Origin of the sequence: Chryseobacterium sp. LJ668 (assembly GCF_019613955.1) — a bacterium.
Lineage (GTDB): Bacteria > Bacteroidota > Bacteroidia > Flavobacteriales > Weeksellaceae > Chryseobacterium.
Window position 1 is genome coordinate 1,681,604 of the sequence record NZ_CP080443.1, and the last position, 24,902, is coordinate 1,706,505.

Below are 24,902 nucleotides of genomic sequence, written 5' to 3' on the forward strand. Positions count from 1 at the left end.
TTATTTTAAACCGTTTTTTTCTGCTGCCGTCATCGTTTTAGACTGCATTGCAAATTTTTTGATATAGGTTTTCAAGGCAGCATTCTGCTTTGAATAATTACTAAGAATAAAAGCTTTATCTTCCTTTAAATTTTTAGAATAGCCAACAATTTTTGGAATATTTTCCTGAACACTCATTCGGATAACTCTTAATTCTGCATTACTGGGATTGTTTTTGATGACGCTTTCAAGGTGAGTAACTCCGGATTTTACAAATGATTTTCTTTTATTTTTTTCGGTTGTTACTTTTGCTTCAAGAATTTCCGCAGCAGCTTTATACGCTGAAATCACTGGATCAGAAGACGTTTTTTTATCAGCAATCTCAATGAAATTTTTTGCACCTTCCATAGAAAGATTTGCTTTAGAATAAGCATTTCTCAAAGCTTCAAGATCTGAGCTCTGGAAAAATAAAAATAAACCAGTGAATAATGATAAGATCAGTCTCATGACAATTGAATATAATGTACAGACATCTTTAATGCAATAGTCTCGCCAAATAAAGTCGTATTCTTTACTTTCACATCGTTTTCAACTTCTGTAATATCCAATTGCAAAGTCAATTCGGGAGTTTCAAAAGGGTTGATGATTGCCATGAATTTCACATTAGATGCAGATTTCAAAAATAATTTTTTACCGGTAAATTTTTCTGTTAGCTCTTTTACGATCTGCATCATACAAACTCCTGGTGTAACAGGGTTTCCCGGAAAATGACCTCTAAAAATATCGTGTTCTTTATTAAGGATTATATGGGCAATAAAGCTACCGTTGTCACTTTTATTGTGTGATTGCAAGGTATAAAAATCTGTTAGTATAGTGTTCATGATTTATTCGGTTTCAGTGATTTGAAATAGCTTGATAGTAATCTTGAAATCTTTGTGCTCTAGATTGATTGTCTCTGCAAAAGTAGGTTTTTTAGAGGCAAAGGTAAAATCTATTTTCTCTTTCTCATTTTTGGTGCAAACTATTTTTTTCAGTTGATGATATACTTTAGTATAATATAAATAGTAGGTTTTTTTATCAATTTTTGAGAGAAAGATATCAGAATCATCATTCTCAAAACTTTCAGCCACAGGATATTTTTGTCTTAAAAGTTCCTGAAAATCATTCTTTAAAAAGTTAATGACCATTTTTTTATCTAAATCGGCCAGAACATAATTGAGCTTAAAATCATTTTCAGAAATTTCAAAATCGATCATTTTGTTGCCAAAATCAGAAGTCATCACGACTCTGTGTGTTGTTTCGGTGATCTTTTTAATGATCAAAATTCCGCTCACGTGATTTTTATAAATATCCATCTGACATTTATACACATAATCTTCCTTTGATGAAAAGAAGAGATTTTCAACTATTTTTTTCGAGTTTGAAACTGATTGTACATCTGCAAGCTTATATGTTTTACAGGAAGTAAACAATAAGAAAATCAGGCTATAAAGAAAACTCAGAAGCAGGGATCGGCGCATTGGTCTTGGTGTTTTTAAAAACAATATTTGTTGTATCTCCCGATGCTTCAGTCATATTGACTTGTGAAACTGTTGTCTGATTTTTAGGAAAATGAAGTTCAATCTGTTTGATGTATTTTAGCAGTTGAGCTGATTTCGGAGTAAATTTTGCAATATTCGAATTTCCATTTTTAAAATAAGCGACAGAAAATTCAGGGTCACTAAACATTTTTCCGTTGGAGCTCCCGACAATTAATTTATTAATTTTTTCAAAGGTTTTACTTTTAGCGTCAACAGATGATTTTTTACCCTGATCATTGATGAAAATTTTATTCTCTTTAAAAATAATACTGTACTGATAAGGTTTTGTGTATTTCCAGCTCAGTGTGTTTGGAGATTTTAAAGACATTCTGCCTTGTGTAACAATGTTTTTATCCAGAAAATCCATTTTTTTGGTCTGAATGAAATCACTCTGTAAGGTTTTGATTTCTTTTGTTTCAGCGGAAATTTTTGTAACGAATGCCCTAGATTCTGCGCTCGTCATTGCTGAGTTTTGAGCAAAAACAAAATTTGAAATCAATAAAAGCAAAAAGGCAATATTTTTAATCATTATTTTTTGATTTAATCATTGGAATTGTAAAAGTCGAATAGTTTTCACGTTCCAAAAATAACAATAATTCGACCAAAATAGTGTACGTTTTTTCCGAAGTGTCGTGAAGAAGAATGACGCTGCCTTTTTTCAACTTTTTTGTTATTTTTTTCATGATTTTTTTCTCGTCATTCACTACGGTATCAAAAGAACGGACATTCCAACCGATGCTTTTTTTGTGACTTTTCCTGATTGCCTTTGCAATATTAGGATTGGTCACTCCGAAAGGTGGTCGGTACAAATTGGTTTTAATATCTCCAACATTTAAAATAGCATCATCACATTTCCTAATTTCCTTAATCATTTTCTGCGTTGATAAAAATCCGGTGTTGTTTGAGTGCGAATAAGTATGATTCCCAATCAAATGACCTTCGCTAATCATTCTTTGAAATGTCTCAGGATGTTTTTCAATCTGTTTTCCGATACAGAAAAAAGTGGCTTTGATATTTTTTTCTTTTAATAGATCTAAAAACTTCGGTGTAAATTCAGTGGGCCCGTCATCAAAAGTGAGAGCGATTTCTTTAATTCTTGTTCGTTTGTGGGTGAAACTGTTGACAAAATATCCTAATTGAATATCAAACGAACCCCAAACGACAACCGCAGAAAAGAGTATGAAACAGAAAGTGTAAACCCAAATTGTTCCTTGAAATGCATAAATAAATAGATTCAAGAAAAGATAGAATAGGATAAATGGATAATGTTTCATCTTTACTGTTTTTGGATTTTCATTTAAATATGAAGTTACTTTAGATGCCTTGTTTGTCATTCTGAATGAAACCAAGTGGAGTGAAGAATCTGAGATGAAAATGTATAGATTCTTCCTTCATCAGAATGACAAAGATAATGTCTTTACTATGTAGAATTAAGCTCTCTCCAATAAAACCAAACTGTGGTCAATTCCTCCCAAATGATTGTACAATAGAAGATTTTTAATGCCTTCCTTGTTCATATCATTAATTTTCATCACTTCGGGAATCTCCTGATTTTTCAAAATATGACAAGCCATGAAAGTTGAAAATCCGCTAGCTGTATTAAATTCCCCGCTCAAATGTTTGTAATACAGTAGTGAAGAATTTGGAAATAATTCCCATGTATTTTGATAATAAACATCCGATTCAGAATCTCCGCTGAAACCTAAAATCACAGCATCAATCTCTTCGCTTCTCAAATTGTTTTTAACTAAAAAATCTTCAATGAATTGTTGAGTTTCATTTAATTCTAATGAGTTTATGATTTGAATATCTTTTAATCGAGCATAAGAACTTTCGGTTTTATCTTTTCCTAAAACAAAAAAGCTAGAACCTTCGCCCCAAATCACACCTTCCGTTGTTGAATTTAAATAATCCGCTGGAAGATTTTCTTCTTTTTTTATGGAATTATTCAGTTTGTACAATTCCATCGTTCGCTCGGTTTGCTCGTCTGTTGAACCCACCAAAATAGTTGAAGCTTCACCATCTAAAATCTGAAGCTTCGCATCCAGCATTGAAAATTCTAGTGAAGATGAACTGTTGACGTACGTGAAATTATAGCCGTGACATTGTAAACCTAAAGCGATTTGTCCCGAAACGGTATTGTGAGTCGATTGGATAAAAAACGTTGGCGTCAAAAATTCTTCATTATTTTCCAATACATTTTTCAGGAACTTTTCGGAATCCTGAGAACAGCCCATACCGGTTCCGACGATGATAGCGTCGGGTTTTTCAATTCCGGCTTCCTGCAAAGCCTTTGTGGAAGCTACGGAGCTCATTTTTACCGTTTTAGACATTCTTCTGCTCATCGCTGCCGGAATGAATTCTTTGTAATTCGGCTCGATGGCCTTTAAAATCTGAACTGATTTTTCAGGTTTTAAAGTATCGAAGAAATTTTCGTTTAAAGTGTCCTGAACAGAGATACAGGCTGCACTGTTGATGTAAACTGCACCCATTATTTAGAAAAAATTAAAGTTGAACAGTTTCCGCCAAATCCAAATGAGTTGGAAAGTACGTGGTTGATATTTTTTTCTTTCAGTTCGGTAACCGGCGTCAAATCAAATTCTTCCATTTTAGTTTTGAAATTTAAATTCGGAAAAATCACATTATTCTGCATCGCCAAAATCGAATAAACCGCTTCAATTCCCGCTGCTGCAGCCAAAGTATGACCGGTAAATGCTTTCGTAGAACTGAATTCCGGAACCTGATTTTCGCCGAAAATTCTGATCATCGCGATACCTTCAGACAAATCATTATTTGGCGTTGCCGTACCATGAACGTTGATGTAATCAATATTTTCTTTATTTAAACCTGAAACTTTCAACGCTTTTTCCATTGCTAAATAAGCACCTTGTCCGTTTTCCGAAGAAGCGGTTTGGTGATGCGCATCGTTGGCATTTCCGTATCCAGAAAGATAAGCAAGGACTTTTTTATTTTCTTTTTTCACCAATTCATCAGATTCCAAAACGAGGAAAGCAGCTGCTTCGCCCAGATTGAGGCCTTTTCTGTCATTGTCAAAGGGCGTGTTATAGGAATCCGTTAAAATCATCAGTGTATTGAATCCGTTCAGCGTAAATTTTGAAAGAGAATCTGTTCCGCCGACAATCACGCGGTCAAGAACGCCATTTTTGATGAGTTTTGCACCCATCATAATCGCATTGGCTGCAGACGAACAAGCCGTGCTGATGGTTGAAACCATCCCTTTCAGACCTAATAATTCTGCAATCGCCAAAGATGAATTTCCGGCATCATGCGAGTCGATGTATTTTTGCTTTTCGGGGAAATCTTCGTAGGTGTAGAAATATTTTTCGGTAATATCCATTCCCGCCACACTTGTCGAGGAAATAAAACCGGTTTTATATTCATTGATATCCGAAATTCCGGCACTTTCTACAGCTTCTTTTGCGGCAATCATTCCTAATAAAGTGGTCCTTGTGACGTTGTTGTCTTCAGGAAGCTGAAGTTTCTGCACCAATTCTTCATTAGATAATTTTATCTCGCCTGTTTTGATGCTTCCCGCATGGCGAGTTTCAAACAGTTGAATGTCTGAAATGCCGTGTGTACCGGTTGTCAACGAAATAAAATTTTCCTCGACATTGTTACCAATGGAGGAAATAATGCCCATTCCTGTAATGGCAATTTTTTGACTCATTTTTTATAAATGTAACAAGAAAGCAATTCAACAATGTTCCAATAATTGCTAGACTGTTACATTGTTAGATTGGTAAATTAATTTATTTTGTTCTGTTTTCCTGGATATATTTTGCCATCGTTTCAATCGATTCAAAAATATCTTTCCCTTTTTTAGGATCGGCTAATTTGATTCCGTAGTCTTTATCCATTAGTACGATCAGTTCAAGGGCATCAATAGAATCTAATCCCAAACCACTGCCAAATAACGGGTCTGTGTCTTTGATTTCTTCTACTGCAACGTCCTCAAGATTAAGAACTTCTATGATTTTGTTTTTTAATTCTAACTTTAAATCTTCCATTTTTTATTTAATGTATTAATATTTACCCCTAACAAAACTTCTTATTACCTAGACATTGGAGGTGGAGGTAACTGTTTTTCCGGTAAATAATTATCAATTTTATTTTGTTTAATAATATCTTTTTCTAATCTGCTAAAATCAATATTAAATTTTGAAATCTTAGCTGAATCTTGCTGTGAATATATTTTACTTTCTAGCATTTTGAAAATTCCTTGAAACTCTTGATTCATTAGAGGAAGAATAAAGCACATCTCGATTTTCTTTTTATTTTTTTGAAATGAGATATAATTTCTACTTCCTGCATAAAAATGATTAGGCTCTAATTCTTTCTTTGAAATATATTCTCTAATATCGTCCTTTCCTAATTTATTTATAATTTTAATTTCCTCATCATTTAATTGATATGAGTAATAAGCTTCAGTTTTATAACCATTGATATAAACATCTAGCTTTCCGTTTTTATCTATAGTGGAATATGAGTTAATATCTATTTTATTTACCGATGCAACGTCATAACTAACCAGTTGGAATTTTTCAAGGTTAACTTTTTGAGCACAAATGCTGAAGCTGAATAAAATAGTTAAAAGGATAATAAGGTTTTTCATTAAAAATTAATTTTTCACAAGGTTAACAAATATACAAAAGCTTTATAACTTTCCTGATATAGTTCGACCCAGCCGCACAAGACTTTTTCAGCTTTTCCTGATTGCAGAATCTGTGCCGCGTATGAATTCAAAAATTCTTCATCGAATTCATCCAAAACGAAAAAAGCATTTTCGGTCTGCATTTTATGCTTGATGCTGATTTCGCCAACGCAAATATTCGGAAGTGTGTACACAAAAACGGCAGGACTCGGGAAATAATTTTCCTGAGAATTGATGCTTTCCTGATATTTAAAATCGGTGTCGAGGCTTGATGATTTGTTGGCGAAAACCAATGCGGTTTTGCTGTGGTCGTCATTTTTTAAAATCATTTCGGAAGCGAGAAATGCCAATTTACTCAAGTTATCCATCTTATGAAATTTCGGATAATTCAGTTCTAAACTTTTATAAGCTTCTTTAGCAAAGTCTATGAAACTTTCGGTTTGGCTTTCAAAAATAATTTGTTCGTTTACAACAATTTTTGAATTTTCTATAGTGCAAATGTCTGTTTTCTTCATCGTCTTCATTTTTAACATTTCTCTAAAACAATGGCTGCATTACATCCTCCAAAACCAGAAGCCGTTTTCAGAATATATTTAATTTCTGCAGACTGATTTTCTTTAATAATATTCAAATCCTGAGAAACGCCCATTTCTTCAAAGTTTTTAGATGGAATTAAGGTGCTTTTCAAAGCAGATTCCATAGAAATAAGACTTTCCAGTAAACCCGAAGCTCCCAAACAATGCCCGTAATAGCCTTTCATACTGTTGAGAGGTATATTTTGCAAATCCATTCGGTTGAAGGCAATGGCTTCCATTTCGTCGTTATAAAGTGTTGCCGTTCCGTGCGCGGAAATAAAATCGATTTGTTCTGAAGAAACTTTAGCTTCTTTCATCGCATTTTGAACGCTCGCAAACAATCCGTCGCCAGTTCTTGATGGTCCGGAAATGTGATTGGCATCATTAATCGCAGAATCGCCTAGAATTTTAAACTTGAATTTTTCTTTCTGATTTAATTCTGAAGTTATATAAGCACTTGCAGTCGCTTCGCCCAGATTAATTCCGTTTCGGTTTTTATCGTAAGGTTTACAAGGTTCGCTTCCAATTGCCTGAAAAGAATTGAAACCCGAAATCACAAACTCAGAAATTTCGTCTCCGGCAACCACAAAAGCATCCTTGTATTTTCCTGCCTGAATCATATTTTTCGCCACAGAAATCGCCATCACTCCTGAAACGCAAGCATTGGACACCACAATCGGTTTGGTTTTAAATTCAAAAAAGTCAGCCAGTTTTTGAGCTAAGTTTGAAAGGTAAACGCCGTCCGGTAAAGTGGTTTCGTTTTTTAATAAACTGATATTTCCTTTCGTCGTTGAAAGAATAAAAGCCGTTTCATCTGAAATTGGATTCCTTTCAATCAAAGGTTTTAGACTCAACAGAAGCATTTTTTCAAGTCTTGTGAAATTCTGATTGTCGAAGTTTGTACTGAACTCTTTTTCCAATTTTGCAGAATCAATTTTAGAGACAAAAAAAGCTTCGTGATTTTCGATGATTTTATGTAAAGCAACACCGGATTTTCCTTCTAAAAGGGCTTTCCAGTTTGATTCTACATCAAAACCCAAAGGCGTGACGCAGTTGTAATCTGTGATGTAAATATCCTTCGTCATAATCCCATTTTATCTTTCCAAGTCTGAAAAAACTCGGGATTGTACAGGCATAAATTATTCTCAGAATCCAGAAAAACCTGAATGGTTTCTCCACTGCAAACCAATTGATTATTTTGATTGAAAATCTCGTATTTATAAATCAGTTTTGCTGAAACAGAATTCACGAAAGTAGTTACGATCTTGAAGGTTTCGCCATATTTTAAAGGAAGAAAATGTTCGCACGTACTTTTCACAATAGGTGTTACGAATCCAGCTTTTTGAATATCAAGGTAGGTCAAACTGTGCTGTCTTCCGAAAGCTTCTCTTCCGTCCTCAAAGTACACGATGTAATGCCCATGCCAGACAATTCCCAGCGGATCTGTTTCGTTGAATCTCACGCGTACTTCTTCGGTACAAGTTAAATCTTTAGACTGCATTTTGTTTTCTTTCGTATAGTAAAGATATAGTTACCATCGCAATATAAAATAAAAATAAGAAAATCAGTTCTTTGGCAATTTCGCCAATGCCGCTGTTTCTTAAAATAATATCGTAATATGCGTTCAGCCCCCAGTTCATCGGGGAAAATGCTGCTATTTTCTGCATAAATTCGGGCATCAGGAAAACCGGAACCCAAATGCCGCCAATCGCTGCCAAAACCACCACGGAAGTCGCTCCAAACGGCGCCGACTGTTCCTGAGTATTTGACACTGTTCCTATTAAAACCCCAAATCCAATCGCTGCCAATCCTGCAAACAAAGTCACAATCAAAAGATGGAACATTTTTCCGGTCACCTCAAACTGAGGCAAATCCATCAAAGGGAAAAGCCAGATTCCCACTGCAACCATCAGCAAAAACTGGATGACGCAGATGATGAGATACGTGAATGTTTTTCCTAAAATATGAATGTAATACGGCGTCGGGCTCACGCGAACTCTCACGCTCGTTCCCTGACTTTTTTCTTTGACTAAATTAATCGACAACGGCACCACAATAAAGAAAATCGCAAACAACGCCCACGCAGGAACGTTGTGTTGCACGGAATTCGGCATCAATTCTTCTTTGCCCTTGTTCGGTGTGATTTCCTTGAAGGTGATTAAACTTTTATTTTCAAGGTCTTCCGTCGTTCCGAGCTGGTCTTGAAAGGCTTTGTAGATTTTTTTATTCTCGATTTCAAAAACCATTTTGTTGATGGCGTTCATCACAGAATTTTTGAAACCTGCGTTGGTTGCAGGATCAAAATACAGATGAATATCTTTCGCTTTTGAAGCTATAGCTTTTGTCGCAGCCGAATCGGTTTCCAATCCAAAAGAGCTTACGACAGTCTGAACTTTTGAATCGATGTTTGAATTTAAATCTTTCGTTAAGTTTTCCGGAATGACAATAGCCATTTGATAGTCTCCCGTAAAGACAGCTTTTTCAGCCGATTTTTCGTTGTAATCGGTAACGAGTTCAAATGTTTTGCTGGTTTCCAGTTCTTTTTTAATGACTTTGGAAACTTCAGAATGATCATTATCAATAAAAATAATCGGGATTTTTGAACCTTCCAGATTTTTAAAGGTAGAATCCTGTATTAAAGTAATCGTAATAATCAACAGCAACGGCATCAGGAAAATAATGACAATTCCGCCTGAATCTCTTTTCAGTAACTGAATTTCCTTGATGAAACTTCTCCACAATTTATACAACATCTCTCAATTCTTTTCCGGTTAATGAAATGAAAACATCCTCCAAGTTTTCTGCATTGGCAACTCTTTCCACCAATTCTTCAGGCGTTCCCGTTGCATGGATTTTCCCGTGGTCGATGATTGCGATTTTTGTGCAGAATTCCTCCGCTTCCGAAAGGTGATGCGAAGTGTAAATAATGCACGTTCCTTTTTTATTTAAATCTAAAAGATAATCGATAATCGCTTTTTTCGACTGAACGTCAACACCAACGGTCGGCTCGTCCAGAAACAAAACTTTAGGGTTGTGAAGTGTCCCTGCAATCAGGTTGCAACGGCGTTTCATTCCTCCTGAAAACTGGTCAACTTTTTTATTGGCAAATTTCGTTAAGCCCATTAATTCCAGAGCTTCATCGATTGCTTTGTGAAGGTAATTGTTTTTCAAACCATACAGACTTCCGAAGAACAAAAGGTTTTCTTTCGCCGTCAAAGTCGGGTAAAGCGCATATTCCTGAGGAACAACGCCGATGATTTGTTTGATTTTCGAATTGTCTTTTTTTGGCGACAATCCATTGATAGTAAAACTTCCTGAAGTTGGTTTAATCAGGCCCGAAAGCATAGAAATCAATGTGGTTTTTCCCGCTCCGTTGGGACCGAGAATTCCGTAGATTTCGTTTTTATCGATATTCAAAGAAATATCATTAACCGAAAAGTCTTCCGAGTTTTTGTATTTCTTGTAGAGGTTTTTTATTTCGATGATATTCTCCAAATTAAATCGCTTTTCTCAATTTCTTATAAAAAGCCTCCTCCAAATCTGCAATATGCAGCATCGATTTTGAAAGCTGATTGTAAATATCGCTTTTCGAATTTCTGTTTTTGTAAACTCTTGCAATATCCACAGCAAAATCTCTCCAAAGGTCACCGATTGCGGTGATTTCTTTAGATAATTCTTTCAATTCTTCATTTTTTAGAATCACTGCCGCTTCCTGTAAAAAAGCGCCATAAATAAACCTGAATCCGCCACCGCCGGTTCCGATTTCTTCCTGCATTCTGATCAATTGTCCGAGATAATGATTGGTCACTTTCGTACCTTTTTTATCCGCCCATTTCGGGATGCTTTTTGCGACCCAACGTATTGCTTTTACTCCGATAATCGGAACAGGTGCGAGCATATTTTTGCAGGTGTCTCTAATCCCTTTTTTGATGGCTTCTTCGAGATTTACATTTTCAGGAATGTGTGTCGGGAAGTACATATGACCTTTAGGAGCAAGCGCGCCTTTTGCATAACGTACTTTTTCAAGTTCAGCCTCGGTCAAAGTTGTAGCAAAATCCATTACAGGATCGCTGATAAGAAATTTTCCGTCTTCTTTTCCGTAAACCACAAGATTGTGGGCGTTGAAATGGAATTTGTATTCTTCAGGAAAATAAGTCAAGTTGAAAACCCCAACTTGTAAACCTGTCGGGATATTTTGTTCTAAATTTTTCTCCAAAGCAGCCTGAGCTTCTTTAGGATTAGAAAATTTAATTCTTTTGATTTTAATACCTAATCTTTTTGCCGCCTTGCTAAAAATAGCACCCGGCATCGGACGGTAACTGAAACCTGGTGCAAAATTTACTTTTAAGAAAGGTAAATACACGAAAAACAATCCGGAGCCGATTCCGAAAATCATGGGTTCGCTGAGTTTTAAACCTCTGTTGAGAAGTAAATTAGACGCAACACCGTTTTCGCAGTGGGCTGTCTGATGGTGCTCAAAATTCAATTTCATTATTTACCGTCGAAGTTTTTTAATTCATCTACTGAAATCCCGAAAGTGTCGGCATATTTTTTCAAAGTAGAATCGCTGAGTTTTTTAAATATTTTCGGTTTTGCGTGTCGTTTGACTGCCCATTGCCACTTTCCGACGTATGCTGCAAGAACCTGTAAATCCATTTTATTCAATTCCATAAAATAGATGATGGGACTAACGTTATTGTTGGCAACATTTTGTTTTGCCTCTTCAATTCTTTCATTAATGAGCTCCATCGATTCGTCGAGGGCAGCTTTTTTTGCTTCCCAGCCAATACTCTGAGCTGTAGTGTAATTGTTATTTTCATCAGTTACATATAACATTTCGGTCATATTTGCTGATTGAAGATTACTTTCGTCCTGTGGAATATCTTGTTTTTTCACCCGAAAATATTGATGGTTTAATATGCAGATGATGCTTTATGCATCTGTTTTCTCAATGTGCTAAAATAATAAAAATGCGGGACATGGGATAATGAAATGTATTGGAGTAAGTGCTGAGATTAATAGTAAATTATATCTAAAATATTGCTAAATTCATTTTATTCACATCATAAAAACATTAAATTTATGACCATCCGGATCTGAAAAAGTAAACCCATAATAATTATCTCCAAATTCTTTCGGTTCCGATTCTATTTTTCCGCCTTCATTTTTCACATTTTCTGCCCATTCATCGATTTCTTCTTTTGTTCCAGCTGACAAAGTGAAAATAATTTCGTTTAAATTCTCATTCTTTGAAAATAGTACGTTTGTGTTTTTTTCCAAAATATCTTTAAGGAAAAAATGGATGACAAAGTTGGTGTCGCTAAAGAAAAAGCTTGTCAGTTCATTGGACTTGCCATTAGATCTGAAGCCTAAATTTGTATAAAACTCGGTAGTACGGTCAAGATTTTCAACGGCAAAGTTTGCCCAGATCATTTTACTTTTCATAAAAATATTTTTTATTGGATTAGTAAGTTACCGACTGCAAAATCTATTCCCTGCGAGCGTATATTTTCATTAAAACATATTCTAATCTAAGATTTACTGAATATTTAAAGCTGACAAAAAATCTTCTATTAGAAATAAAAATTGCTCCAGCGGAGCAAAACGTTTGTAGAAAAAAATTTAAACGTAATTAAAGGAGAACTCTGTAGGAGTGGCATTTCGGTATAGCGAGATGTAAATTTCATAAGCTGTAACAAACACTTTCTTTTTAAGACTAATCATTTTAATTAAAATGATTTAATCAATTCTACTATGAAGAAAATTTTTATTTCTCTTTCATTCTTTTTCATGATCAATGCAGCTGCGCAAAAATTTGACACACAGACAGTGACCGACGGTCAAGGTTATACGTATGAAACTGTGAAAAATGATCAGGCGGGAGTGAGAGTCTATACTTTAAAAAACGGATTGAAAGTGTATCTCGCAAAGAACGACGATGCACCGAGAATCCAAACATATGTGCCTGTGAGAACGGGTTCAAACAATGATCCTAGTGACAATACAGGTTTGGCGCACTACCTTGAACATATGGTTTTCAAAGGAACTTCACATTTGGGAACGCAGGATTGGGCAAAAGAAAAAGTTTTGCTTCAACAAATCTCTGATCTTTATGAGCAGCACAAAGCTGAAAAAGATCCTGAAAAGAAAAAATTGCTTTACAAAAAGATCGATGAGGTATCTCAGGACGCTTCAAAATACGCTATTGCGAATGAATATGACAAAGCTATTTCATCATTAGGAGCAACAGGAACTAACGCTCATACCTGGTTAGACGAAACAGTTTACAAAAATAATATTCCGGCAAACGAACTGGAGAAATGGCTGAAAGTTGAAAAAGAACGTTTCTCAGAATTGGTTCTAAGACTTTTCCATACAGAACTGGAGGCAGTGTATGAAGAATACAACAGAGCTCAGGATAACGACAGCCGTCTGGTAAATTATGCTTTGATGGAAGCTCTCTTCCCTAAACATCCAAACGGACAGCAGACAACGATCGGTACTTCAGAACATTTGAAAAGCCCTTCAATGGTGGCAATTCACAAATATTTTGACACATATTATGTGCCTAATAATATGGCGGTTGTTTTAGTTGGGGATCTAGATTTCGACACAACGATAAAACTAGTCGATCAATATTTCGGGTCGTTCAAATACAAAGAACTTCCAATGAAGAAAATGGTTTCTGAAGAGCCAATGACTCAGGTGGTAACAAGAACTGTAAAAAGTCCGTCTGCACCTAGAATGACGATGGCTTGGAGATCTGATTCTTACGGGACCAAAGATGCGAGATTAGCAAGTATGGTTGGTGAAATCTTAAGCAACAGTGGAGACGCAGGTTTAATTGATTTAAATATTAGTCAAAAGCAAAAAGTGCTAAGCGCAGGTGCTTATGAATCTCCTTACAAAACTTACGGAGCATTTACGTTATACGTTGTGCCGAAAGATGGGCAAAGTTTTGATGAGGCTAAAAAATTGTTGCTTGGACAGATTGATTTAGTTAAAAAAGGTCAGTTTCCCGATTGGATGCTGAAAGCCATCGTCAACGATATGAAAGTTCAGCGAATGAAGGGCTGGGAAACCGCAGATGGTTTGGCAACAACGCTTTACAATGCCTACATTAACGAAAGAACGTGGCAGCAGGAATTAGACGAGATTAATGATTATGAAAAAATCACTAAAGCAGATATCGTGAAATTTGCGAATGAGTTTTTCAAAGATAATTATGTTGTCGTTTATAAAGAAAAAGGAGTGAATGACAAATTGGTTCGTGTACAGAATCCTGCAATTACACCTATCAAACTAAACAGAGAAGCTCAATCGCCTTTTCTTAAAGATATTTTGGGTACAAAAGCCGGAGACATCAAACCTCAGTTTGTTGATTACAAAACCGCAATCGCTACAAACGAAATTAAAGATAAGAAAGTAAGCTTTGTTAAAAACAAATACAATAAAGTTGCTCAGGTCAATTATATTTTCCCTTTCGGAACTGATAACGACAAAGAATTGGGTATAGCAGTCAGTGTTTTGCAGTATCTTGGAACTGATAAGTACACCCCTGAACAGCTGAAAGAAGAATTCTATAAACTGGGAATTTCCAATAATTTCAGAACTTCAAACGACCAGACCATTATCACTTTAAGCGGATTGGAAAGCAATATGCAGAAAGGCGTAGAATTGATGAATCATTGGATGATGAATGTAAAAGCTGACAAAGCTATCTATGATCAAACGGTGAAAACTATATTAGAATCGAGAGAAGTTGCTAAAAAAGATAAAACCAGAATTATGGCGGCTCTATCTAATTATGCTAAATATGGGAAGGATTCGAGAATGACGGACGTTGTGTCAAAACAAAGGCTGGAAAGCATTAACGTGAACGAACTGATGTCAAAAATTAAGACATTAAACCAATATCCTTACGAGATTTTCATCTACGGGGAAGACCAGAAAGGTTTGGAAAAAGCAGTTAAACCATTCATTGCTAATGCGAAAATACAGCCTGCAAAAGCTAAAGTATATGCAGAACCTACCACGGAAGGGAAAGTATATTTCACAGCTTACGATATGGTACAAATGGAAATGGCTAAAGTTGCCAAAGCTCAGAATGTTGACTTAACCAACTTTGGTAAAGTCAACGTATTCAACGAATATTTCGGCCGCGGACTGTCGTCTATCGTTTTCCAGGAGATCAGAGAAAGTAAGTCGTTGGCATATTCAGCATATGTTTCTTACGCAACGGCTTCTGAAAAAGATCACCCGAATTATGTGACCAACTATATTGGAACGCAGGCCAACAAATTACCTCTTGCGGTAAACGCAATGAGCGATCTGATGGCGGATTTTCCTCAGATTCCGGCACAGTTTGAAAATTCAAAAGGGTCGGCGTTGAAGCAGATTGCATCAAACAGAGTCAACAGAACCAATATTTTCTACAACCAATTGGCATTGAAAAAATTGGGTGTTGATTATGATATCAGAAAAGATATCTATGCAGAGATCCAGAATTTAAGTTTACCTCAACTAACAAGCTTCTACAACGCTGAAATTAAACCATTGAAGTACAACACTGCCATTATCGGGAAAAAAGAAAACCTGAATATGGAATCAATCAACAAAATGGGAGAATTCAAAGAAGTGACCCTTGAAGAAATCTTCGGATATTAATTTTTCGTTAATATAAATTGTTTGAAGTGAAGCAGAAATGCTTCACTTTTTTTGTGGAGTATTTTTCAAACATATTTGGTAAAGTTTGTATATTTCAGCGGTAACAATGATTCTAACAAATCAATTAGAGAATATATGAAAACATTTTTCACATTAATATTGAATTTATTTCTAGGAATAAACGTTTTTGCGACATCACAATATCCTGACAAAATAATTTATAATGGAAAAGAATATGATTTACTTAGCAATCCACTAAACGCATATTTTGAAAAGCATCCAGATAGAATCCCCAAAGGAGGAGTAATGTCATCAGCTTTATGGCGTGGGTATGTAGCGACTTTTGAAATTAAAGATAATCAACTATTTCTTAGGGATATCAAAATTCAATATCATGATACTACTTCAAAAGATAATTACCCGTATAAATGGCGTAGCATATTTAAAGAAGTGTTTCCAGATCAAAAAGATGTGAAAATAGATTGGTTGACAGGGCTTCTGGTTGTGCCGCACGGAGAAATTGTCAATTATGTTCATATGGGATATGGTTCTACTTACGAAAACTATATTTTGTTAGAAATAAACACAGGCGACTTAAAAAAAGAAAAAAGGTATAACTATAAAGAGTATGAAAAATTCAAGGAAAAACAATTCCAAGGGTTTAAACAGACAGACTACTACAAGAAAATAAAAACCGATTTACAAAAAGACGGTAGTTCAGAGGAATTTGTTGACTCATTTTTAAAGAATTTTGTAACAGAATACACCTCTAAAATACTGACAGAATAATATCTGTTGATGTCAAGGAATTGTAATCCATGACCGATACAATATTAATACGCTACGCTATCTTAAATTAAGATTTATATATTGGCTCAAGGGATTAAGGATTAGCGTTAGTAAGATAATTGTAAAAATTAAAAAGGATAGCTAAATTAGGTTAACATGTCACCTCAACCTCTCAATTCATATACGACTTCATGGTTTCGCAGATGATTGAGCTTTAAAGCATACTTTGAGATACTGAGTTTCTAATTATTTCCTCCTTTTATACTTTAAATGAACCAATAGATACACCTCATCTTTTTCTATGTCTTTGCACCAGGTACGCTCAGTAACCAATGCATTTTCATAGAGATAAAGATCTTCCATATTGTTTACGTATTCTAATCTTTCAGAAGTTTTGTATTTAAAAAAAGAAATCAGATTCACCTCATCGCCAATGGCGGGGGCAACAGGAAAATCAACAGAGTTTTCAAAATCAAATTCTATGTCGTAGGAATAAAACCTTACTTTAACGCTCATACTTTTATTTTGATCAAATATATTGAAAATAAAGGATTTTTTAAGAACATAAATTATGCTTAGAACTTTTGAAATTTCTTTTTTTTGATGTGTGTTTTAATTTTAGAGATAACTTTTACGCAAAGTTTGTCATTCGGAAGGAATCTAAACCACATTGTTAGATTCTTCCCGAATGACAAAAATGATGTGAAACTTTTAACATTAAAAAAAAGTCAGCCTTGTATATCTTAAAAACAATATTCTACGATTTCAATTCTTGGATAAACAGACTGATCTCTGTACGAATCAATAAATTATCTCCTAAAAACGTTTCACAGAAAATCTGGCAGATGTTTTCATATTGAGAAATCATAGAAGCCTTTGAAATAATTTTATCACCCACTTTCGGCAAACCAAAGATTTCAATCTTTTTGATATTCGTGATAAAACCAATCACTTGAGTATCTGATTCAGGATTTGCGAAAAAACTTTGTCCGAGAATCGAGGATGAGGTCTGTGCAGAATGCTCGATAAGACCAGCTTCTACAAATTCATTGTTGTGAACAAATATATTCTCTGCAGTGATCTCAAAAGAAGTTTCTGCTTTTTCCTGAGTCAGCTCAAGAATATAATCAACCATCAGCATCGGTTCACGATGAGGTAAAAAATGGTGGATATTGATCATGTTTTGTTCTTGTAATTCCATTTAATATGGTTTGAAATCAATTTTGCTTCCCAGCCTATAAGAAACAAATTGATTTTTTTATTATTTCACAACGGTTTTCATCTGCGATTTTGCAATCACGCTGCCGTTTAATTTAGTAATAATTTCTACTAAAGTTACACCCATCATTTCATTCAGAATGTTTGCCTCAGTGATTAACTGATCGTCAACTTTTGGTAATGCAGAAGCTTCAAAAGATTTTATTGCGCCGATGTAGCCAGTAGGAGCTTCTTTTCCTAGAAGAAAATATTTATATCCGGTGTGTAAAGCCACAGTTTGTGCCTGATGTTCAATCAATCCTGAAGCCTGAAAAATTCCGTCATATACAAACAGATTGCTTTCTTTAATGGTAAATCCTGAGATTACGTGGTTCTCGGAATATTCTGAAACTTCACCCACCATCACAAAAGGAAACTTCTGCGGAATAAGGTTTTCTACAAAACTTTGATCAGAATTGGGTAATGTGATTTCCATTAGCAAACCGTTAATAAAGCACATGAATAAGCAAATCTTCCGCTTTCAGGAACACAAAGAAGAATTCTTTCACCTTTTTTAAGTTTTCCTGAATTCATCAATTGCTCAACAGCAATAAATATAGATCCTGCACCTACATTTCCGACTTCTGAAAGATTATAGAACCATTTTTCCCAAGGGAAATCTAATCCTACATTCGCAAATTCTTCTTTCAAGCCTTCTTTGAAGTATCCAGAAGAAATATGTGCCAAAACGTGATCGATTGAATCGGGATCAAGCTCGTGCTTGTCGAATGAAGTTCTCAAACTTTCAGCACCTTTTACCAGAATGTATTTATCTAAAATCTTAGTGTCTTGTTTTAAAGCAAAAATAGATTGGTTCAGCCATTCTTCAGCAGGATATTCTGCCCAAGATTTCAGGCTTCCGTCTTCCTGTTTTTCGCAGCCGGAATACATACATGCTTCAATTTCGTGAGCGTAAGAGTAGAAATCAATCCATTCGATCTTCAACGAAGTTTCATTTTCTCTTGGTTGTGGTTCCAATAAAAATGCTGAAGCACCATCAGAAAGCATCCATCTCAAAAATTCTCTTTTGAAAGCTACGATTGGTCTTTCTTCAAGCAATTTTAAGTTTTCTGCCTCGTGATTGAATTTATCGGCAGTCATCCATGCAGACATTCTCTCAGAACCTACACAGACTGCATTGTCTTTTACTCCTGCTTTAATGTTTAGAAAACCATAGTTCAGTGCATTCATCCCTGAATTGCAAAGTCCTGTTGCAGTATTAATTTCTACAGACTTCCCGATGTTCAGTTCGCCATGCACCATTGATGAGTGCGACGGCTGAATCTGATCCGCAGAAGATGTTCCGCAAGATAGAAGCTGCATATCTTCTTTTTTGAAGTGCTCATCAAAAAGACCTTCTACGGCTTTGGCGGTGATCTGGGCGTTAGTATGCGTAGGTTTCCCTTCTTTATCTAAAGCGTAATATCTTGTTGTGATTTTATTATTCCTTAGAATCAAAGCTCGCGCTTTAGAAGGTGTATTATTTACCAGGCCAAGATAGCTTTCCATTTCGTCATTCGAAACCGGCTCATTCGGCAAGTATGTTGAAGCTTTTGTTATAAATACGTCTTGCATTTCTATTTTAAATTAATTCCTTGTAAATATTCTTTTTGTTTCTGTCTTTTAGACCATAAAACTGGTGCTAATAATATATGAAAAACCAAAACAATGGGTGAAATGATCCAAATTGCTGCCATCAAATATACCTTAAAGAATTTGATCAGCAAAGGTCGTTTTTCTTTTTTCTTCATAATCAGATTGCTCCATATGATAAAGATTTTATTACCTACCTTCTCCACGCGTACCAAGAACGGTCTGATCTCTACGGCTCCGTTTTTCACCAGATCGGGCTGAAGATTTGCAAAATCGTTATTGTCAAAATGATTTTCAATGATCTTCCCGTATTTGCCGGCTCCGTTAATTTCTTCATTAGAAACTCCGGCTGCAGGCAGCATTCCTGATTTTTCTTTTTGTCCGGTTGTCAGCCAGCGAAGAATCGTTAGAACACTGGTGTAATTATCATGCCTGTCGACCAATGCAATATTGCCGACTAATTTGGCATTCATGTTCTTTAAATAAACTTTTAGCTTTTCCTGAGAAAGCATCCACATATTTCGGGTTCCGGAAACGGTAACGACAGGCGTATCTTTTAACAATACCTCAGCATAACCGCTTTTCAGAAATGAAATGATCGGAATGGATGGCGTAAGGTACCAAACCTGATATCCGAAAAGGATAAGGTCATATTTTTTGTTCAGCACGTTTTCTGGTGGCGGTAGAATCTCGCTCGGAATCTGCAAATAAGATTCTGGAAAAGTGTTGAAAAAGACATCACTCGACCAAGGGAAAGGGAAATCCTCTTTCATCCGAATGTTGTAATACGTCACCTTATATTCGTCTTTTTTATCTTCAAACGGCCGGGCAATATTCTTCATAATCTCCTCCAGCTGGCCTGTTTGCGTATAATATAGAACAAGTACGTTTTTCTGCATTAATATTCTTTATGGATTACAAAAATATGCTTTTAAAATTTATTATTGTTGTCTGAACACTCTTATTGATTCGGAAGTGAGTACTAAGTTAAATGCAGTATCGTTAAAATCTGCATGGTGCGGATTGGTGAAAATAACGGTTTTTGGAAGATGAGTTATTTCTTTTACCTCAAAATTTGGATCTGAAACCAAAAGAACATCGATATCTTTGGTAACTTCGCCCATATTTTTAATGTATTTTATTTTTCTTCTTTTTACAACATAATTATTTTCGGCAACCTGTCTTTTTTCCTCATTTTTAATGGAACTGAAGATCTTTCTTCCCGCCTGTTGGAGTGTTAATAGTATATCAATTTGTCCAAAATCATCTGCGATATGTAAAATGTTTGCGTCCTTTGCAATGTGTTTATTTAGTTTAAAGTAAACCGATTTGTTCTTATTGAAATCTTGTTTGACCTCTTTTACAACTTCGGTTTCTTTATAGAGAAAATTTAAAAATAATTTCTTTTTAAAATAATTTTCGTCTTCAATTTCGTTTCTCAGTTTGGCAAACTCATTTCTGAAATAATAATTGATGTTTTTAGCACGTTCTTTATAAGTCGTTCCAAATGACAAATCGTCTTTACTAATCCTGTTGCCAACTTTTACGACAATATTGCCATCGTAAATAATGAAATCACCTTTAGGCAAAACTTCAGAATTCCCGTGAATGTAGAGCGGTAGAACGTCCAAACCAAATTCTTCAGCCAAATAAAAAGCCCCTTGATGAAAGCGTTTTACATCATTTGTATATGATCTTTCAGCTTCCGGAAACACAACTAAGGAATAGCCTTGTGCGATTTTTTCTTTCAGTTTTTCTTTTCCATTTTCAATACCTTGCGAAACGGGATAAAACCCTAAAGCTTTCACCAGTTTTCCAAAAACCGGAGAATCGTACACCCAATCATTGACTAAATAAACAATTTTGTGCGTTGCCATAGCAATCGCCAAAGTATCCAAAAACGAAGTGTGATTCGCAATGATTATAGCAGGCTTGCTGAAATCTTCTTTAGGATTGGTTATGACTTTCTTCTTAACAAATGGATTTCCGTATAAAACCGAGGTTAAAAATTTAGCTAAAATCAATTTGATAGTCTCTAAAGTTTTCCCTTTGGAATTTTTCACGAAAATACTTCCGATAACAGAAAATATCAATCCGCCCAACCCATAATAAATAAAAAGAATCACAGAATGTAAAAACAGCCTCAATGTAATTGGCGAAAGTCCTTTTTTAGTTCGGTTAATAATTAAAAATCTGAACCAAAACGGATATAAAGTCGAGGTAATGATAATCACAGAAAGCATTCCGATCAAAGCAACCAAAGCCAAAGAATGCAATGCCGGATGTTTTGCAAATATCAAAGATCCGATGGAAAGAATCGTGGTGAAAACTGCTAAGATAATAGAGATTCTATATGTTGGAAGTTCGTTTTTTCCCGTTGTATGTTCTTTCTGCATTGCTTTGGTGAGAAAAATGCTGAAATCGTCGCCTACACCAAAAACCAAAGTGCAGACAATGGTGCTGAAAATATTGAGTTCTAATCCTAAAAAGTAGAGAATTCCCGCTGTAACAACGCCCGTCAAAACAATCGGGAACATTGTGAGCATTGTCAATTCGAAATTTCTGAAGAAAACTATAATCGTAAGAAGAATGGCTAATAATGAATAATTGATCAACGTGCTGAAATCTCTTTTTAGCAGGCCCAAAAAATTCTCGTTCATTTGCTGACGGTCGATTGCGATCGCGTCGTGTTTCTTTTCAACATCTCTTATGAAAGCATCTCTTTTCTTTTCATCAACTTTTACCACATTTGAAACTGTGTAAAAACCATTTTCCTGACTAAGAAACTCTGAGATTTGAAGCGCTTTTATTTTTTCGTAATCTTTTAAACTTAAAGTGGAGTAGGTTTTGTTTAAATTTTCATTAAACTGGTCGAAAGCTGAAGAATTAAAGCCAAATTTATTTCCGTTGCTGAGCAACTCAGAAATTGTTTGACTTTTCTTGTTTTCGTTCCAGAATTTCTGCCAGATTTCTATTTTTTTCTGCTGGTCTTGTTCAGATAAAACAACATTCCCAAGTGAGTTGTAGCTTAATATTTTTCCTTCTTCTTTTTCCTTTTCTAAAAATTGGCTCAAATCTGAATTTCTTGCCAAAGCTTCTTCTTCAGAATTCCCGTAAGAAATGGTATAAATTGATTTTGAAGTGATGTCGGAAAGCTTTTCAAGTTTTGCTTCACTTATTTTTAAATCTTTCGGTATGTAATTTAAATCTCCGATATCTTCATTAAAACCAACGTGTCTGAAACCAAACAGACACGCAATAATTATTAGTGAGCAACCGATAATCAAAGGTTTGTTTTTCTCATAAGGATAATGCCCGATTTTGTCAATAAAATTTGTGTTTACTTTTCCCGATTTATCCTTCGGATGATACAGTTGCGGGACAATAATTAGAGCTGAAACAGAAGAAAACAAGACCGTGATCGATGCAAATAGTCCTAAATCTTTCAACGCTTCCGAACGCACGAAAACCAGACATAAAAATGAAACTGCCGTAGTCGCACTACTCAGAATAATCGGCTGGGTAATCTCTTTATAAAGCTCTTCGATATTGTTGTTGTGCTTGTAATGAGTAAGAATATGGAGCGCATAATCTATCGTAATTCCAATTAAAATGGCTCCAACACTCAATGAAATGGCAGAAATTTTATCTTTAATAAAATACAAAACCATCAACGCCAACAAAACTGAAAATAAAGTCGGCAGAAAAATAACGATGGGTGTGAAAAAACTTCTGAAATAATAAATCAATAAAATCATTAGAACAGTCATCGAAATAATCACCGTATTCTGAATGTCTTTCTTTATTTGCTGGGCGTTCGCAACGGCAATAACCGGCGACCCGAAATAACTTAGCTCTGTTTTTCCTTTGAATTCTTTGTTGAGGTTGCCTTTGATTTCATTGAGTTGATTGACGAAAGCTTCATTGTTTTTGGTGTCGTTGCTTTTGTTTTTGGGTTCGATGAAAAGCAGAAGGTTTTTGCCGTCTTTGGTAACGACATAGTTGTCTTCAAGCTTAAAATCTTTGCTGATGTTTAATGCGTTGAGTTTTTTGAGCCCTAAAAAAGTGATTCCCAGAGGATCCTTTTTAATGAATTCTTTTGTTACCAAACTTGTTGGCGAAACCAAAGAAACGTAATTGTTCTCAACTTGCTTGGCAATGCTGTCTTTTTTAAGCTTCCTTTCAATTTCGTTGTAATCAATTTCGTCTAAAAATAATGGAAGATTCTGATTGACAAAATCAAATGTTTCCGAAATCTCGTTATCATTTACTTTTCCCTGAATCGAGCCGATGTATTTGCTTAAAGGTTTTGTTTTCTCCAGAAATTGGTCGGCAGTTTCAGATAATTGGAAATTACTATCTTTTGATTTGTTTTCGATGATGACGATAATTTTATCCGAAAAGTTGAGTTGTTTCAGGACTTTTGCCGTCAAATCTGATTTTTCATTTTTGGGGATGATCTGATTGATATCTTCTTCGAAATTGATTTTCGATGCAAATAACAGGCACAATAAAGCAACTCCCAATGCAGATGCAATAGAAATAATTCTGTTTTTGGCGATCAGATAATATAAAAAAATGAAAAGGCGATGCACGATATTTTAAATCAAGTTTGCAAATTTAATTTTTTATAGAGTAGTTTAAAACATTTGTGACAAGTTTTCATCGAAAGTCAATAAAATATACTATTTAAAATGAAAAAAACTTTTACTTTTGCAGAAGTTCCCTTTTTTGCTTACAAACATTTAAGACACAAAATTATTCTTAATTGCGGAACGTGTTGATATGTTCAGAACATTAGATGAAAAATTAAACGGATTTCTTTTTGTAATCATACTTCCAATTTTGTTGTTTGTAATGTCTTATTATGGGTTTGAATCTTCGTATACGAGATTTAAAACTTCAGAAAGACCTCCTGATTTTTTGTTTTCATCGGTCTATTCTTACCGTATTATTCCAAATTATCTGAGTATTCATATAACAGATTTTATGGAGTACATGATTAATCATCACCTTTCATCCATAAAGGATTTGCTGTCTAGAAACGGTACACCCTTCTATCACGGGCTTTTTCTGACGAATGGTTTTTTTTTAATACTGTGCTCACTACTTTTAGATATCATTTTACGATACAAGGCAATTGATTTGCTTATCAACATTAACATCAGGAGAATGATTCATCTTTTACTGATTTTCTTCATTGTAATTACTCAATATACACCGTCAAACTGTGATACCATTGCTTTATGCTGTTATCTGACAGGTGTTTTACTGACACTGAAGTATTTTCATTCCGAAAAAATGATTTTTTTTTATACTCTGATTCTGCTTATTGCGCTGTCTACTCTGGTAAGAGAAACCGCATGTCTTAATATTGCCTTCTTTGCGTCTGTTTTCTTTAGCGTAAAGGAATTTAAACAAAGAAATTATAACTTCATTTTAAAAATTATTCCTTTAATAATTGCATTTTTGCTTCCTTATTTAAGCTTGAGAGTGATTCTAGATAGAGAGCAAACCAGTTTTGTAGAAGGATTTTATATTGGTAAAAATTTTTCGAGTCCTTTCAATCTTGCAGGATTACTTTTCGCAGCAATCGTACTTTATTATATGTACCGGCTATGTAATAGAGCAAAAAATCAGGTGGTTTTTAGGAAATATTTATTTTTTTCACTGCCTTATCTGGGAATGATAACTCTTGTAGGTCTTTTTTGGGAAGTGAGACTTTTTTTACCGCTTATTATTACAGGGGCACTTGTGGCGTGTCATGATTTTAAAAAACTTTATAACTAG

General features: G+C 35.0%; 26 protein-coding genes. 3 read left to right on the top strand and 23 right to left on the bottom strand.

The window, feature by feature from the left end:
* The 17 genes from K0U91_RS07875 to K0U91_RS07955 all read right to left on the bottom strand — a co-directional run bounded on the left by K0U91_RS07875 (position 1) and on the right by K0U91_RS07955 (position 12,251).
* On the bottom strand, positions 1–486 hold the full coding sequence (locus tag K0U91_RS07875) for a hypothetical protein (RefSeq protein WP_220179014.1): 486 nt from the start codon (positions 484–486) through the stop codon (positions 1–3).
* Positions 483–860, bottom strand: coding sequence for a 3-hydroxyacyl-ACP dehydratase (locus K0U91_RS07880; protein WP_219971699.1), 378 nt, complete (start codon positions 858–860; stop codon positions 483–485). Before K0U91_RS07880 ends, K0U91_RS07875 begins: the two co-directional genes overlap by 4 nt.
* Positions 861–863: 3 nt before the next feature.
* Positions 864–1,334, bottom strand: a complete 471-nt coding sequence (locus K0U91_RS07885; protein WP_258561834.1) for a hypothetical protein — start codon at positions 1,332–1,334, stop codon at positions 864–866.
* 130 nt (positions 1,335–1,464) lie between these two features.
* Positions 1,465–2,088: a LolA family protein gene (locus K0U91_RS07890; RefSeq protein ID WP_220179016.1), complete on the bottom strand. Its 624-nt coding sequence runs from the start codon at positions 2,086–2,088 to the stop codon at positions 1,465–1,467.
* Complete coding sequence (locus K0U91_RS07895; RefSeq protein ID WP_220179017.1) at positions 2,081–2,833, bottom strand: polysaccharide deacetylase family protein; 753 nt, start codon at positions 2,831–2,833, stop codon at positions 2,081–2,083. The genes K0U91_RS07890 and K0U91_RS07895 overlap by 8 nt, the downstream gene beginning before the upstream one ends.
* A 156-nt stretch (positions 2,834–2,989) precedes the next feature.
* Positions 2,990–4,051 (bottom strand): beta-ketoacyl synthase N-terminal-like domain-containing protein, encoded by a 1,062-nt coding sequence (locus tag K0U91_RS07900; protein WP_220179018.1) that lies wholly within the window; start codon positions 4,049–4,051, stop codon positions 2,990–2,992.
* Positions 4,051–5,247, bottom strand: coding sequence for a beta-ketoacyl-[acyl-carrier-protein] synthase family protein (locus tag K0U91_RS07905; protein WP_220179019.1), 1,197 nt, complete (start codon positions 5,245–5,247; stop codon positions 4,051–4,053). The genes K0U91_RS07900 and K0U91_RS07905 overlap by 1 nt, the downstream gene beginning before the upstream one ends.
* Positions 5,248–5,329: 82 nt before the next feature.
* On the bottom strand, positions 5,330–5,587 hold the full coding sequence (locus tag K0U91_RS07910; RefSeq protein ID WP_220179020.1) for a phosphopantetheine-binding protein: 258 nt from the start codon (positions 5,585–5,587) through the stop codon (positions 5,330–5,332).
* 44 nt (positions 5,588–5,631) lie between these two features.
* Positions 5,632–6,192 (bottom strand): hypothetical protein, encoded by a 561-nt coding sequence (locus K0U91_RS07915; protein WP_220179021.1) that lies wholly within the window; start codon positions 6,190–6,192, stop codon positions 5,632–5,634.
* A gap of 14 nt (positions 6,193–6,206) precedes the next feature.
* The gene (locus tag K0U91_RS07920; RefSeq protein ID WP_220179022.1) at positions 6,207–6,746 is read right to left on the bottom strand and encodes a 3-oxoacyl-ACP synthase; all 540 of its coding nucleotides are present in this window, start codon (positions 6,744–6,746) and stop codon (positions 6,207–6,209) included.
* An 11-nt stretch (positions 6,747–6,757) separates the two neighbouring features.
* Positions 6,758–7,891 (bottom strand): beta-ketoacyl synthase N-terminal-like domain-containing protein, encoded by a 1,134-nt coding sequence (locus K0U91_RS07925; RefSeq protein ID WP_220179023.1) that lies wholly within the window; start codon positions 7,889–7,891, stop codon positions 6,758–6,760.
* The gene (locus tag K0U91_RS07930) at positions 7,888–8,307 is read right to left on the bottom strand and encodes an acyl-CoA thioesterase (protein WP_220179024.1); all 420 of its coding nucleotides are present in this window, start codon (positions 8,305–8,307) and stop codon (positions 7,888–7,890) included. Before K0U91_RS07930 ends, K0U91_RS07925 begins: the two co-directional genes overlap by 4 nt.
* Positions 8,297–9,559, bottom strand: coding sequence for an ABC transporter permease (locus K0U91_RS07935; protein ID WP_220179025.1), 1,263 nt, complete (start codon positions 9,557–9,559; stop codon positions 8,297–8,299). The genes K0U91_RS07930 and K0U91_RS07935 overlap by 11 nt, the downstream gene beginning before the upstream one ends.
* Positions 9,549–10,301, bottom strand: coding sequence for an ABC transporter ATP-binding protein (locus tag K0U91_RS07940; protein WP_220179026.1), 753 nt, complete (start codon positions 10,299–10,301; stop codon positions 9,549–9,551). The genes K0U91_RS07935 and K0U91_RS07940 overlap by 11 nt, the downstream gene beginning before the upstream one ends.
* 1 nt (position 10,302) lies before the next feature.
* Entirely contained in the window at positions 10,303–11,298 is a 996-nt protein-coding gene (locus K0U91_RS07945) for a BtrH N-terminal domain-containing protein (RefSeq protein WP_219971715.1), read from the bottom strand.
* A complete protein-coding gene (locus tag K0U91_RS07950) occupies positions 11,298–11,702 on the bottom strand; it encodes a hypothetical protein (protein ID WP_220179027.1) in 405 nt (134 codons plus the stop codon). Before K0U91_RS07950 ends, K0U91_RS07945 begins: the two co-directional genes overlap by 1 nt.
* A gap of 162 nt (positions 11,703–11,864) precedes the next feature.
* A complete protein-coding gene (locus K0U91_RS07955) occupies positions 11,865–12,251 on the bottom strand; it encodes a VOC family protein (RefSeq protein WP_220179028.1) in 387 nt (128 codons plus the stop codon).
* A gap of 309 nt (positions 12,252–12,560) precedes the next feature.
* On the opposite strand from K0U91_RS07955, the gene K0U91_RS07960 reads away from it, so the two are divergent.
* Together K0U91_RS07960 and K0U91_RS07965 are read left to right on the top strand one after the other, a co-directional pair.
* Positions 12,561–15,473, top strand: a complete 2,913-nt coding sequence (locus K0U91_RS07960) for a M16 family metallopeptidase (RefSeq protein WP_220179029.1) — start codon at positions 12,561–12,563, stop codon at positions 15,471–15,473.
* Between the two features lie 135 nt (positions 15,474–15,608).
* Positions 15,609–16,262 (top strand): hypothetical protein, encoded by a 654-nt coding sequence (locus tag K0U91_RS07965; RefSeq protein WP_220179030.1) that lies wholly within the window; start codon positions 15,609–15,611, stop codon positions 16,260–16,262.
* Positions 16,263–16,508: 246 nt separating this feature from the next.
* On the opposite strand, the gene K0U91_RS07970 is transcribed toward K0U91_RS07965, so the two are convergent.
* The 6 genes from K0U91_RS07970 to K0U91_RS07995 all read right to left on the bottom strand — a co-directional run bounded on the left by K0U91_RS07970 (position 16,509) and on the right by K0U91_RS07995 (position 23,707).
* Positions 16,509–16,778: a hypothetical protein gene (locus K0U91_RS07970; protein ID WP_220179031.1), complete on the bottom strand. Its 270-nt coding sequence runs from the start codon at positions 16,776–16,778 to the stop codon at positions 16,509–16,511.
* 241 nt (positions 16,779–17,019) lie between these two features.
* Complete coding sequence (locus K0U91_RS07975) at positions 17,020–17,463, bottom strand: ABC transporter permease (protein ID WP_219971722.1); 444 nt, start codon at positions 17,461–17,463, stop codon at positions 17,020–17,022.
* Between the two features lie 60 nt (positions 17,464–17,523).
* The gene (locus K0U91_RS07980; protein ID WP_219971723.1) at positions 17,524–17,955 is read right to left on the bottom strand and encodes a hypothetical protein; all 432 of its coding nucleotides are present in this window, start codon (positions 17,953–17,955) and stop codon (positions 17,524–17,526) included.
* Positions 17,955–19,094: a beta-ketoacyl-ACP synthase III gene (locus K0U91_RS07985; protein WP_220179032.1), complete on the bottom strand. Its 1,140-nt coding sequence runs from the start codon at positions 19,092–19,094 to the stop codon at positions 17,955–17,957. The genes K0U91_RS07980 and K0U91_RS07985 overlap by 1 nt, the downstream gene beginning before the upstream one ends.
* Positions 19,095–19,096: 2 nt before the next feature.
* Positions 19,097–20,011 carry a dialkylrecorsinol condensing enzyme DarA gene (locus K0U91_RS07990; RefSeq protein ID WP_220179033.1) on the bottom strand — a complete coding sequence of 305 codons (915 nt, stop codon included), beginning with the start codon at positions 20,009–20,011 and terminating at the stop codon, positions 19,097–19,099.
* Between the two features lie 42 nt (positions 20,012–20,053).
* The gene (locus tag K0U91_RS07995) at positions 20,054–23,707 is read right to left on the bottom strand and encodes an MMPL family transporter (RefSeq protein ID WP_220179034.1); all 3,654 of its coding nucleotides are present in this window, start codon (positions 23,705–23,707) and stop codon (positions 20,054–20,056) included.
* Positions 23,708–23,897: 190 nt separating this feature from the next.
* On the opposite strand from K0U91_RS07995, the gene K0U91_RS08000 reads away from it, so the two are divergent.
* Positions 23,898–24,902 (top strand): hypothetical protein, encoded by a 1,005-nt coding sequence (locus K0U91_RS08000; RefSeq protein WP_220179035.1) that lies wholly within the window; start codon positions 23,898–23,900, stop codon positions 24,900–24,902.